An 11,643-nucleotide genomic window follows, 5' to 3' on the forward strand; every position below is an offset into this window, starting at 1 on the left:
GGTGGATTTCATGAGTAAACGCAACTCCAACGCGGACCGATTCCGCAAGCAGGCGATCGCCGGCGACCTCGAGGAACCGGTTTCGGAGGCCAGGAACCTGGCTCAGAAACTCGGCCTCGAGCCCTACCCGGTGAAGTACTGGATCATCGACTACGACGAGATGAACGAACTCATCGCCTACGGGGGCTTTCAGTCGCGATACCCCCACTGGCGGTGGGGGATGCAGTACGACAAGCAGCAAAAGCAGGGCCAGTACGGCGGCGGGAAGGCCTTCGAGATCGTCAACAACGACAACCCGGCCCACGCGTTCCTCCAGGAGTCGAACACGATCGCCGACCAGAAGGCGGTCATCACCCACGTCGAGGCCCACTCCGACTTCTTCGCGAACAACGAGTGGTTCGGCATGTTCACCCGCGGGCGCGCCGACGAGAATCAGGTCAACGCCGCCGCGATGCTCGAGCGACACGCGCGCGCGATCGACGAGTACATGGCCGACCCCGAGATCGACCGCGCCGAGGTCGAGAAGTGGATCGACCACTGCCTCTCGCTCGAGGACAACATCGACCAGCACCGCGTCTTCGAGCGCCGGCTCGACGTCGACGGGCCGGCCGACGACTTAGACGACGACCTCGCGGAGAAACTGGACGAACTCGGCCTCTCCGACGAGGTGAAGGGCGAGGTCTTCGACGAGGAGTGGCTCGAGAAGCTCGAGGACGCAGACGAGGCCATCAGCTTCCCCGAGGAGCCCCAGAAGGACGTTCTCGCGTTCGTCCGCGAGCACGGTAAGCAGTACGACGACGAGTCCGGCCGGGCCGTCGAGATGGAGGAGTGGCAACGCGACGTGCTCGACATGATGCGCGCGGAGGCCTACTACTTCGCCGCCCAGAAGATGACGAAGGTGATGAACGAGGGGTGGGCCGCCTACTGGGAGTCGACGATGATGACCGACGAGGCCTTCGCCGGCGACGACGAGTTCATGAACTACGCCGACCACATGGCGAAGGTTCTGTCGTCGGGCGGGCTCAACCCCTACAGCCTCGGAATGGAGCTCTGGGAGTACGTCGAGAACCGGACGAACCGCCGCGAGGTCTTAGAGCACCTGCTGCGCGTCGAGGGGATCTCCTGGCGGAACCTGATGGACGTCGTCGACTTCGACGAGGTGCTCGCAACCCTCGAGCCGCCGGCAGCGATCGACACGATCACGCCCGAGACGCTCGACGCGCTCGAGGAGGTCCCCGAGGAGTACGTCGACCGCGAGGCGCTCGAGGCCGCCCGCGAGGACGAGATCGACGTCGCGAAGTATCCGTGGAAGGTCCTGACCGAGGAGGGGCTGGCTCGCCGTCACTACTCGCTGGTCAAGCGCCAGCACCGCGGGTTCCTGACCCGAGTTAGTCAGAACGACCTCGAGCAGATCGGGCGCTACCTCTTCGACGACGCCCGCTACGAGACCGTCGAGGAGGCGCTCGCGGACATCGACTTCGCCGCGGGCTGGGACCGCATGTTCGACATCCGCGAGAGCCACAACGACGTGACCTTCCTTGACGAGTTCCTCACTCAGGAGTTCATCACGGAGAACAACTACTTCACCTACGAGCACTCACAGGCGACCGGCCAGTTTCACGTCGCCAGCGACGCCGCTGAGGACGTCAAGAAGAAGTTACTCCTGCAGTTCACCAACTTCGGGAAGCCGACGATCGCGGTCTACGACGGCAACTACAACAACGCCAACGAACTCCTACTCGGTCACCAGTACAACGGCGTCATGCTCGATCTCGGCCAGGCCAGGGAGACCCTGAAACGGATCTTCGAGCTCTGGGGCCGACCGGTGAACCTGCTGACGATCGTCAAGGAGATCGACGACCACGACATCGAGGTCGCCAAGCGCCGGAACCGCGAGCCCGAACCCGAAGAGCGCGGGAAACTGATCCGGTACGACGGCGACGAGGTGACCGTCGAGGACGTCCCCTGGGAGGAGGTCGACCACCTCGCCGCCGACGACGTCGATTACGACACGAAACCGGACGAGTGGCTCGCCTGATATTCGTTTCGCATTTTCACGAGAGCACGAAACACTCGGAAGGCTTTTACTCCCCATCGCACATCCTCGGGATACAATGGATGGGGAAGGGTGCCGGACAGTCGGAACGCCGCGGGCCGACGACGGCGCGTTCGAACTGCCGGCCGTCCTCGCACGACTCGATGCGGACGACCGCGACGAGCAGCGGGCCGCCGTCGCGGCGGTTCGCGACACGCTGGCCGACGACCCGGCCGTCTGTCTCCCGACCGTCCCGAAGCTGCGCCGGCTGCTCGGCGAGGCCGACGTCGACTTCCACGGGGAGGTCGCCTACTGTCTGGCCGAACTCGCGACCGAATCGACCGCCGACGTCGCACCGTCGACCGACGAAATCGTCGCGTTCGCCGTCGAGAACCCCGAACGACCGGCGACCGCCGAGTTGCTTCGCTGTCTCGCGACGATCGCGGCCGACCAGCCCTCCGCCGTCGTCGATCACGCCGACGCGATCGCCGGCGTGATCGACCGCCGCCCGGGATACGATCGCCGGGGGCTGAAGATATTCCAGCAGCTATCGGCGGCGCAACCCGGCGCGATTCAGTCGGCCGTCCCGGTTCTCACCGCGGCCCTCGAGGACGATCCGGAGCGCCACGGCGTGGCGGTGCTGTCGGCGGTCGGCCGACTGGCCCGGTCGGAGACGCCGCTGCCGACGCTCGAGTTCGTCGACCCGGCGCTGGAACTCGTCGACCACGACGCCGTCCCCCTCCGCCGGAACGCCGTCGGCTGTCTGGCCGACGTCGCCCGCCGGACGCCCACCGCGGTCGAACCGGCCGTCCCGGAGCTCGCGACCGCGCTCGAGCACGACGACGCGGAGACCCGGGCCAACGCTGCCGTCGCGATCGCGCGCGTGACGGCGGAGCTCACGTCGGTTCTCGAGCCGGTCCGGGAGCCGTTGCTCGAGCGGTTGGACGACGATCACGACCGCGTGCGGGCCAACGCCGCCGTCGCGCTCGGTCACGGCCGCGTCGACGCGGCCGCGGACCGGCTCTCGACGCTGGCCCACGAGGATCCGAACCCGGACGTTCGCGAGCGGGCGAGCTGGGCGCTGGATCAAGTCTCGTCGGCGTAGGCGAGGCGTGCGACCGCAAGACAGTGGTGGCTGGCTCGCCTCGAGTCGGGTATGAGCCAGTCGACGTTTTCCGTCGAGACCGACGCGCGCCTGACGACCGTCGACGTGACCGATCGCGTCGCCGCGGCCGTCCCCGACGACCTCGAGTCGGGTACCGCGACCGCATTCGTCCAGCACACGACGGCCGGACTCGCCGTCCAGGAAAACGAGTCGCGGCTGCGCGGCGACCTCGAGACCTTCCTCCGCGATCTCGTTCCCGACGCGGGCCACGCCCACGACCGGCTGGACGGCAATGCGGATTCGCACCTCCGGGCGGCGCTCGTCGGGCCGGACGTGACGATTCCGGTCGAGGACGGCAAACTGGCGCTCGGCACGTGGCAGTCCGTCTTCCTGGTCGAGTGCGACGGACCGCGGTCGCGAACGGTTTCCGTGACGACCGTCGGCGACAAGTAGGTGGACCGGTCCGCGATCCGCACCTGTCACAGACGGAGCGGCCGATCCGCGGAGACGCAGTCGACCCCTCGAAACTCGAGGAGCCGCGCCAGCGCGGTCCGCTCGACCGTCCAGGCGTGTATCTCGAGACCGACCGATTTCGCCCGGGGAACCACGCCCGTCGCGAGACAGCGCCAGTAGCTCGCGCCGAGGACGTCGCAGTCGAGTTCGACGGCGGTCGTGACCGGGGTCTCGAGGCGTCGGCTGACCAGCAGTCCGATCGGCTGATCGGGATCGAGGTCGCGGATCGTCCGCAGTTCCGACGCCAGGAAGGACGTCGCGACGACCCGGTTCTCCGCGCCGTCGACGGCCTCGAGAACGTCCGCCGCGATGCCGGCGTCCTTGAGTTCGAGGTTGAGTTCGACCGTCGGCGGAAGCGCTTCGAGCACCTCCTCGAGGGTCGGGACGCGTTCGCCGGAGTCGAGGACGGTGTGGGATTTGAGCGCGGCGAGGCTGCTGTCGGCGACCGCGCCGGTTCCGTCGGTCACGCGGTCGATCGTCTCGTCGTGGACGACGACGAGTTCGCCCGAGCCACAGCGGCGGACGTCGAACTCGACGGCGTCCGCGCGGTCGGCGGCGGACCGGAGCGCTGGGATCGTGTTCTCGGCCGCGGTCGCGGCGAACCCGCGGTGGGCGATCAGACGCATTCGGTGGGAGAAAGAGCGGCGAGGGGCTTCAGTCGGTCGTCGATTCTCGCGCGCGTTCCCAACCGGCGGTCGAGCCGGTCGCGAGAATCGGGACTTACAGCTCCTGTCGGCACGGAATCGGCGAAGGTTCCAAAGCCTTTAGCAAGTACTGTTATACGGATACTTCCGTTAGGGACATTCGTTAGTGTCCCGACCATATTTTCACCGACTGCGACAAGACCGCTGCTGGAGGTAACCCACCCATGAACGATCGACGCGACGAGCAGATCGACATCCTCCTGGTGGAGGACAACCCCGGCGACGTCCGCCTCACCCAGGAAGCGTTCCGGCAACTGTCCACGGAGACGACGATCCACGTCGCGACCGACGGCGACGAGGGAGTCGAGTTCCTCACGGAGCGCTGCGACGACGGCTCCGCCCCGCTGCCGGACCTCGTGCTCCTCGATCTGAACCTCCCGCGGATGGGCGGCCTCGAGTTCCTCGAATCGATTCAGGAGGAGCCGAAACTCGCCCGCATTCCCGTCCTCGTCCTCACCAGTTCCGAGGCCGTCGAGGATATCCACGAGAGCTACGAACTCGCGGCCAACGCCTACCTGACCAAACCGACTGATCCGATCGAGTACACCGAGATGGTCGAGGCCGTCGCGGACTTCTGGTTTCAGCGGGCCGCGCTGCCGCCGGTGTCAGCGTGATCGTGCCGACGCCCTCGCCGCCGCTTCTCGTCTCCGACTGACGGAGGCCGAGCTATTACGTCGCCCGCCGTCGCACGGTAGGACATGGCACCGACGAGAGCGTACTCCGTCGACTTCGACGATACCGTCGCCGTGGTTACGGGCGCGAGCGGCGCGCTCGGCAGCGCCGCCGTCGAGCGGTTCCGGACGGCCGGCGCGACCGTCTGCGCCGTCGACGTCGTCGCGCCGGACGACGAGGACAGCCTGCTCGAGCCCGATTCGAAGACGCACTTCTACGAGGCCGATCTGACCGACGAGCGCGACGTCGAGGATCTGATGACCGCCGTTGTCGACGACCACGGCCGAATCGATCACCTGGTGAACATCGCCGGGACGTGGCGCGGCGGCGACCACGTCGAGGAGACCGATCTCGAGGAGTTCGAGCTGCTCGTCGATATCAACCTCAAGACGGCGTTTCTGGCCTCGAAACACGCGCTCCCGCACCTCCAGGACAGCGAGGGCTCGATCGTGAGCGTCAGCGCGCGCTCGTCGCTCGAGGGCGGTGAGGGCGACGGCCCCTACCGGATCACGAAGGCCGGCATCCGGCTGCTGACGGAGACGCTGGCCGAGGAGAACAAGGGCACCGTCCGCGCGAACTGCGTGATGCCCAGCGTGATCGATACGCCGATGAACCGCGAGATGATGCCCGACGCCGATCACGACTCGTGGGTCGAGCCCGCCGAAATCGCGGACGTGATGGCCTTCCTCTGTAGCGACGGCGCGGCGGTAACGAGCGGCGCGGCCGTGCCGGTGTACGGCGAGGCCTGAGAACGCGCCGCGTCGACGGCGGACAGACTGTGCGCGACGTGCGACCATCGATCCGCCACTGCCGCGAACGGCAATCGCTCGATGCGAGCGGCACACGCAGAGTCACTGATTTTGAAAACTGTAGGAGTCGATACCGAAGCGGCTCGGCGGCCGACCGCCGCTCAGCCGAAGATACCGACGAGACTCTCGTAATAGTCGATCGCGTTCTGCGCGAGGACGACGAGCAGCACGATGATGACCGGCACTCGGAGCGTCCAGATCCAGACCGTTCCCCACGATCCGAGGTTCTGAATCCCTTTGCCGAGTTCCGTGAGCCCGAGGTCGGTCGCGACCCACCCGATGTAGACGGCGAGCAGCAGGCCGCCGAGGATGAGCAGAATCGAGTTGGCGAACCCGTCGTAGACGGTAAGCCAGTTCAGACCCTCCGGTTCGTAGGCCACCGGTAGGCCGACGAGGAAGATCGTGACGCCGAGCGCGACCGTCGCCGGGAGCCGGGCGACGTCGTGTTCGTCGATCAGGTACGAGACGACGACCTCCATGATGCTGATCGCACTCGAGAGCGCGGCGATCGTGACGATGGCGAAGAAGATGGCGCCGATGAGCCCACCGAACGGAATGTTACTGAAGGCTTGGGCGAGGCTGACGAAGATGAAACTCGGTCCGGCGGCGACGTCCGTCAACTCGGCGGTGTAGAGCACCGGAAACGCGACCAGACCGGCGGTAAACGCGATCGCCGTGTCGAGCGCGACGATGATGGTGCCGTCCTTGGCGAGATTTCGGTCTTCGCCGAGATACGACGCGTAGGTGATCATCACGCCCATCCCGAGCGACAGCGTGAAGAACGCCTGTGCGGCCGCCGCGGGGAGGATCTCGGTCCAGTTCGCCGCGATCGTTCCCAGATCAGGAGAGAGGTAGTACGCGTACGCTTCTCCGGCACCGGAGAGCGTTCCGGCGTACACCGCCAGGCCGATCAGTAGCGCAATGATCGCGGGGACCATGAGCTTCACGGAGAACTCGATACCCTGCTGGATGCCGAACGCGACGACGGTGACGATGGCAGCCATGAAGATGGCGTGGGTCACGACGGAATCCATCCCACCGGCGACCGACATGAACTGTGCGCCGGCGCCGCCGGCCGCGTAATTGCCCTGCAGTCCGATGGCCGTGTACCGGAGAATCCAGCCGGCGACGACGCTGTAGTACGACAGAATGACGAATCCGGCGAGAACGAACACCCATCCGACTTTCGTCCACGCACCTTCACCGATCTGTTTGAGCGCCCCGACGGGATTGCGTTCTGTGCGTCGCCCGATCGTAAATTCGACCAGCATTACCGGGAATCCGATCAGTGCCACCAACAGGAGATAGACGACGAGGAACGCTGCGCCGCCGTATTCTCCCACCTGATACGGGAACCGCCAGATGTTTCCAAGCCCCACTGCGCTCCCGACCGCAGCGAGGATGAACCCTGCTCGCGTTGCCCATGATTCACGTTGTGCCATACGTTATGCGACTGCCCCCCGGGGTCCTAAAGACTTACATTCGCAGCTCGAATTTATCACCGCTGATAACGAACAACGATATTATAATGAATTGTGGGTGGGGCGGTGAACAGTTCGACAGTCCGTGATCTAGGGCAGTAGCGGAGAAACGCTGACCGCGGTCCTTCTCGAGCGTTTTCTCACACATACACATATGTACGCAACTTTGCTTACTCGCCGTCGGATTGGCAGACAGTATCAAGGTCCTGCATAACATATAACACGATACGCTGAAAGTATCGACTCGTACGGAGGCCTGTGCATGTCCACAGTAGATGAGGCGGTCAATCGGGGTCGAAATCTCTCGTCCGAGCAGTTCCTGTTACTGGTCGTGGGGATCGGTGCCGTGGCGTTGCTGGGAGACCTGATTCTCGGCCTCGCGAGCGGGACGTACAGCATCTCACGTGTCGCCCGATACGTGACGGAAGGGATCCTCTACGGGCTGATCATCGGGCTCGCCGGAATCGGGCTCTCGATGACCTACAGCATCCTCAACTTCGCGAACTTCGCTCACGGGGACTACGTGACGACGGGGGCGTTTTTCGGGTGGGGTGTCACGTATCTCGTCGCTGGCTGGGGTGTCGCGAGCGTCGGTCCGCTCGTCCTCGTCGCACCTCAGCGCGAGGTCTCCGGAGCGCAACTCGACGTCGCGATCACCGCGACGCCGATCGCCGTCCTCGCCGGCCTCCTCGTAGCCGGCGTCGCGACGGCGCTTTTCGTGTTGCTGATCGACCGCTTGGCTTTCAAACCGGTCCGCGGTTCGGGCGGTATTCCGCTGCTGATCACGAGCGTCGGCGTGGCGTTCGCGCTCCGGTACGTTCTCGTGTTCGTCTACTCGAGCAGTACGCGCGGCACGACCGCGAGCGTCCCGTCCGTCGATTTCCTCCTGGTCGACGGCTACGTGTCGATCGGCGCCCACGACGCGACGTTGATCGTCGCCGCGGTCGCGTTGATGCTCGGCGTTCACTTCCTGCTCCAACGGACGAAACTCGGGAAAGCGATGCGAGCGATGTCGGACAACCGAGACCTGGCCCTCGTCACCGGCATCCCGACCGAACGGGTGATCCGGTGGACCTGGATGATCGGCGGCGGCCTCGCCGGCACCGCGGGCTATCTCATGGTGTTGTGGACGGGAACCATCGACTGGCAGTTCGGGTGGTTGCTGCTGTTGCTGATCTTCGCGGCCGTGATCCTCGGCGGGATCGGCTCGATCTACGGGGCCATCTTCGGCGGCTTGGTTATCGGCGTCGGGATGCACATGTCGATGATCTGGCTTCCCGGCGGTGACTTCACGACGATCACCGCGTTCCTGCTGATGATCCTCGTCCTGCTTATCAGACCGTCCGGACTCTTCGGAGGGAAGACGACGGCATGAGCGCGAATACGACCGCGAACGCGACGGACGAACGGACCCGATTGGAAGCGCTCTGGGAACGGGACGCCGTGAAGATCTTCGTGGCCTTCGCGGCGATCTATCTCGTCTACGCGGCGATCGGACTCGCGCTCGGCTACTCCCTCGACGGGATCGTCAACACCTTGCGACGGATGACCTACCTGATCGCCGTCTACGGGATGGTCACGCTGGCGCTGAACCTCCACTGGGGGTACACCGGTCTGTTCAACATCGGCGTCGCGGGGTTCATGGCGATCGGTCTGTACGTGACGATGATGCTGGCGAAACCGGTCGACCCGACCGGCGCCGCACAGTACCCGGGGCTCGGGCTCCCGATGCCGATCGCGATCGCCGGCGGCGTCGTCGCCGCCGGCCTGGCGGGCCTCGTCGTCGCGATCCCCGCGTTGCGGCTCCGGGCCGACTACTTCGCGATCACGACGATCGCCTTCGCGGAGATCGTCCGGCTGGGGCTCACCTCGGGTATGGCCCAGCAGTTCAGCGTCTTCGGGGCCGAACTGGGGACCGGCGGCGGTCGCGGTCTCACTCGAAACTACGGCGATCCGATGAACGTCATCTTCGAGCTCGAGGCGTTCTCCTCGTTCGTCGACCTCACGAACGCCCTGTTCGGATTCGGGCCGACGCAGGCGCGGGCGCTGGCCTATTCGATCGTGCTCGTGCTCGTCCTGATCGGGTTCTATTGGCTCATCCAGCGGACCAGTCGGTCGCCGTTCGGCCGCGTCCTCAAAGCGATCCGCGAGGACGAGGAGGCCGCCCAATCGCTCGGGAAGAACACGAACCGGTTCAAGATCAAGGTGTTCGTGCTCGGCTGTGCCCTGATGGGTCTGGCCGGCATCCTCTGGCGGTTCCGCCGCACCGGCGTGACGCCGACGGCGTTCCGACCGCACGTCACGTTCTACATCTGGATCGCGCTGATAATCGGTGGCGCCGGTTCGAACACCGGCAGCGTCCTCGGCTCCGGGCTCTTCGTCGCGGTGCTGTTCGAGGGACCGCGCTACGTGCGCCGCCTGATCGAGGAGGTCGTCACGGTCGGCGACGCACCGAACACGTTCGCCGGCGCCGTGGGGCCGCTGCTCTCGGCGAATCCGGCGCCGTTCCTGCGGTACACCTTCGAGGAGTTCCTGACGCTGCAGTTCGTGCTGATGGGCGTCGCGCTCGTCCTCCTCATGCATCGACGGCCAGACGGGCTGCTCGGCCATCGGGAGGAGACGGCAGCAGCGATCCCCCTTGCGGATCGACCCGTCGCCGAGACCGGAGCCGGACCCCGTCCCGGAGGGACAGATTCCGATCGCGGCGGTGATTCCCAGTGAGCGATACGACCACCGAACAGTCCGACTCCCTGACGAACGAGCGCCCGGATCGACCGACGGACGATGTCGAGTTGGCCGTCGACGGCCTGGTCAAGCGCTTCGGCGGGATCACGGCCGTCGACGACGCGACGTTCGAGGTCGAGTCGGGATCGATGACCGGACTGATCGGTCCCAACGGCGCCGGGAAGTCGACGACGTTCAACTGCATCACGGGGATCTACGAACCCGACGCCGGAACGGTGACGTTCCAGGGAGCGGACATCACGGGCATCAGGCCCTACCAGTGCGCCGAACACGGGCTCGTTCGGACGTTCCAGATCGCCCGCGAGATGGCGAACATGACGGTCCTCGAGAACCTGATGCTGCCGGCGAAGCGCCAGCGGGGCGAAGCGCTCTGGCGATCGGTGTTGCCGGTCACCCGCCGGGAAGTCGTCCGAGAGGAGCGCGAACTCTTAGAGCGCGTATGGGACACCCTCGAGTTCTTCGAGATTCAGCACCTCGCGGCGGAGAAAGCGGGGACCCTCTCGGGCGGCCAGCGGAAGCTCCTCGAGTTGGCGCGCGCGTTGATGACCGACCCGGAGATGCTCCTGCTTGACGAGCCGTTCGCGGGCGTCAACCCCACGCTCGAGAAGAAGCTGCTCGAACACGTCCACGAGCTCCGCGAGGAGGGGTACACGTTCCTGATCGTCGAACACGACATGGACCTCATCATGGAGAACTGTGAACGGGTCATCGTCATGCACCAGGGGTCGGTGCTGGCCGAGGGCGCCCCGGAAGCGATCACCTCGAACGAGCGGGTCATCGAGGCCTATCTCGGGGGTGAGGTCTGATGGCGATGCTCGACGTCAGGGACCTCGACGCCGGCTACGGGGACTTGCAGATCCTGCACGGCGTCGATCTCGAGGTGGCCGAAGACGAGTACGTGGTCATCGTCGGCCCCAACGGCGCCGGGAAGTCGACGGCCATGAAGTCCGTCTTCGGACTGACGACGTACATGGGGGGGACGGTCGAGTTCAAAGGGGGGGACATCACCGGCCGCTCGCCCGACGAAATCATCCACGAGGGAATCGGCTACGTTCCCCAGAACGACAACGTCTTCCCGTCGCTGACGGTCCGCGAGAACCTCGAGATGGGCGCGTACATCCTCGACGAGGTGCCGGAAGCGGCGCTCGAGAGCGTGTACGATCAGTTCCCCGTACTACGCGACCGACAGGACCAGAAGGTGGGCTCGATGAGCGGCGGCCAACAGCAGATGGTCGCGATGGGGCGCGCGCTGATGCTCGATCCCGACCTGTTGTTGCTCGACGAACCCAGCGCGGGCCTGGCCCCCGACCTCGTCGACGAGATGTTCGACCACGTCGACGCGATCAACGCCAGCGGCACCGCCGTCTTGGTCGTCGAGCAGAACGCGAAGGAGGCGCTGCACCGCTGCGACCGGGGCTACGTCCTCGTTCAAGGTTCGAACCGATACGAGGACGCCGGCGAGGTCCTGCTGAACGACGACGAGGTCCGCCAGCAGTTCCTCGGCGGGTAGCTCGCGGTCCGCGCGCGACTCGGCGGTCGTCGGGAGGTATCGACGCGTATCGGCGGGCGACGAAAGCGG

11 protein-coding genes are annotated in these 11,643 nt (G+C 65.7%); 9 read left to right on the plus strand and 2 right to left on the minus strand.

What is annotated here, in order from left to right:
• The first annotated feature begins 10 nt into the window (after positions 1-10).
• The 3 genes from C477_RS15085 to C477_RS15095 all read left to right on the plus strand — a co-directional run bounded on the left by C477_RS15085 (position 11) and on the right by C477_RS15095 (position 3,593).
• Complete coding sequence (locus C477_RS15085; RefSeq protein ID WP_049914573.1) at positions 11-2,038, plus strand: SpoVR family protein; 2,028 nt, start codon at positions 11-13, stop codon at positions 2,036-2,038.
• 76 nt (positions 2,039-2,114) lie between these two features.
• Positions 2,115-3,140, plus strand: coding sequence for a HEAT repeat domain-containing protein (locus C477_RS15090; RefSeq protein WP_008895378.1), 1,026 nt, complete (start codon positions 2,115-2,117; stop codon positions 3,138-3,140).
• 51 nt (positions 3,141-3,191) lie between these two features.
• The gene (locus C477_RS15095; protein ID WP_008895379.1) at positions 3,192-3,593 is read left to right on the plus strand and encodes a secondary thiamine-phosphate synthase enzyme YjbQ; all 402 of its coding nucleotides are present in this window, start codon (positions 3,192-3,194) and stop codon (positions 3,591-3,593) included.
• A 26-nt stretch (positions 3,594-3,619) separates the two neighbouring features.
• Here C477_RS15095 and C477_RS15100 read toward each other — a convergent pair whose 3' ends face one another.
• Positions 3,620-4,279 (minus strand): glycerophosphodiester phosphodiesterase, encoded by a 660-nt coding sequence (locus tag C477_RS15100; RefSeq protein WP_008895380.1) that lies wholly within the window; start codon positions 4,277-4,279, stop codon positions 3,620-3,622.
• 242 nt (positions 4,280-4,521) lie between these two features.
• On the opposite strand from C477_RS15100, the gene C477_RS15105 reads away from it, so the two are divergent.
• Both C477_RS15105 and C477_RS15110 read left to right on the plus strand, forming a co-directional pair.
• A complete protein-coding gene (locus C477_RS15105) occupies positions 4,522-4,971 on the plus strand; it encodes a response regulator (RefSeq protein WP_008895381.1) in 450 nt (149 codons plus the stop codon).
• An 84-nt stretch (positions 4,972-5,055) separates the two neighbouring features.
• Positions 5,056-5,778, plus strand: a complete 723-nt coding sequence (locus C477_RS15110) for an SDR family oxidoreductase (protein WP_008895382.1) — start codon at positions 5,056-5,058, stop codon at positions 5,776-5,778.
• 161 nt (positions 5,779-5,939) lie between these two features.
• Here C477_RS15110 and C477_RS15115 read toward each other — a convergent pair whose 3' ends face one another.
• Positions 5,940-7,280, minus strand: coding sequence for a sodium-dependent transporter (locus C477_RS15115; RefSeq protein WP_083870299.1), 1,341 nt, complete (start codon positions 7,278-7,280; stop codon positions 5,940-5,942).
• Positions 7,281-7,581: 301 nt separating this feature from the next.
• Between C477_RS15115 and C477_RS15120 the strand changes: the two genes are divergently transcribed.
• The 4 genes from C477_RS15120 to C477_RS15135 are packed head-to-tail and all read left to right on the plus strand — an operon-like array spanning position 7,582 to position 11,574.
• A complete protein-coding gene (locus tag C477_RS15120) occupies positions 7,582-8,694 on the plus strand; it encodes a branched-chain amino acid ABC transporter permease (RefSeq protein WP_008895384.1) in 1,113 nt (370 codons plus the stop codon).
• The gene (locus C477_RS15125) at positions 8,691-10,040 is read left to right on the plus strand and encodes a branched-chain amino acid ABC transporter permease (protein ID WP_008895385.1); all 1,350 of its coding nucleotides are present in this window, start codon (positions 8,691-8,693) and stop codon (positions 10,038-10,040) included. The genes C477_RS15120 and C477_RS15125 overlap by 4 nt, the downstream gene beginning before the upstream one ends.
• Positions 10,041-10,069: 29 nt before the next feature.
• Positions 10,070-10,870: an ABC transporter ATP-binding protein gene (locus tag C477_RS15130; protein ID WP_394295434.1), complete on the plus strand. Its 801-nt coding sequence runs from the start codon at positions 10,070-10,072 to the stop codon at positions 10,868-10,870.
• Positions 10,870-11,574: an ABC transporter ATP-binding protein gene (locus tag C477_RS15135; protein WP_008895387.1), complete on the plus strand. Its 705-nt coding sequence runs from the start codon at positions 10,870-10,872 to the stop codon at positions 11,572-11,574. Before C477_RS15130 ends, C477_RS15135 begins: the two co-directional genes overlap by 1 nt.
• The last annotated feature ends 69 nt before the right edge of the window (positions 11,575-11,643 follow it).

The organism is Haloterrigena salina JCM 13891, assembly GCF_000337495.1.
In the GTDB taxonomy this organism is placed as follows: domain Archaea; phylum Halobacteriota; class Halobacteria; order Halobacteriales; family Natrialbaceae; genus Haloterrigena; species Haloterrigena salina.